The sequence below is a fragment of the Rahnella sp. P4_A8 genome (assembly GCF_056402435.1).
On the sequence record NZ_JBFUHK010000266.1, the window covers coordinates 1 to 1,099 of the forward strand.

A 1,099-nucleotide genomic window follows, 5' to 3' on the forward strand; every position below is an offset into this window, starting at 1 on the left:
CCGCAGGCCGTAATGGCGCTCCTGTGCCACGGAAAAAACCTCGGCTGGGACAAATCGCTCAGGGAGGTGCTGCACGTGTTTTATCTTTCAGCATTCATTGTCTCGCCTGTCGCGATGCTTGTTTACGGCATCGCCATGAAATCTGGGCTGAATGAGATCCTTTTCTATGTAGTGTTCACATTGCCGGTCATCCGCTATTTCTTGCTTCAGTTTCTGGATAATCGCAGCAGTATGAAAAGAAGCGAGAAGCTGAAAAAATACGTTGAAAAGGAATTATCCGGCATCCGGGTTTCCGGAAGGGCAGAAGAAGAGAAACTGGGTTATACGCTACGGAATATCCAGGATGAGATGTTCGCTTACCGGGCCTCATGTCCGCCCGTTCCCAACGGTATTCAGCTGATAATGAAGCCCAAAAATGAGCGAATTTATGTTGATTACTTTGAAACGAATCTGAAGGAGCTGCACCTTCAGGAATAATCCCTCCTTAGCTCCGGTATAGGATTTAAGTATGCCGGAGCACATCACGGTAAACCATTCAGGTTGCGGAGGATATTGATTGGAAGACCATTACAGAGAGTACGACCCTGAAGATTAAGCGTCGCAGCGTAACCAGTGTTTTAACTTATGTTGTTTAAAAACCCAGTTTATAAACAAATCACCAGAGATCTTTATTCGCGTCAGGAGTATGAAAAAAAGAATCGACCAACATAGATACAAAAAGGCCACCTCATCTGGTGGCCTTTTTGAACTGCAAAACTTTGTGTTCGTCGGCTTGCATCTTTCAGCGTCGCAGGGAGAGTGCCGTCTCTTTACCCCTACCGATGTGCTAAGTACATCACTATTCTGACTGTTAGTCAAGCCCCATGTACTCTATAACTTCTTGCTCAACGTCTTCTCTTGTAACATGCCCAGATGATGCTAGGTACAAGTCAGACAATATACGGTATTTATCCCTCAACTCCGCAAGTTCTTCCCGTATTGTTTCAACTTCAGGCCGTAACTCCTCCAACTCAGCTGACTGCAGTTGACCGTTTTGAATTGTTCTATCAAGTTTCTCCTGTAAGGAGTACATACCTACGGCAGCAAGTAACCCCTGCTC

1 protein-coding gene and 1 pseudogene are annotated in these 1,099 nt (G+C 45.7%); one reads left to right on the forward strand and one right to left on the reverse strand.

Annotated elements, in window-relative coordinates:
• Nucleotides 1-477: S-4TM family putative pore-forming effector (locus AC1DUO_RS25295; protein ID WP_477989433.1), on the forward strand; the 477-nt coding region annotated here is incomplete at its 5' end.
• Between the two features lie 373 nt (nt 478-850).
• Here AC1DUO_RS25295 and AC1DUO_RS25300 read toward each other — a convergent pair.
• A pseudogene (locus AC1DUO_RS25300) lies at nt 851-1,099 on the reverse strand (type II toxin-antitoxin system PemK/MazF family toxin); the annotation flags it as partial.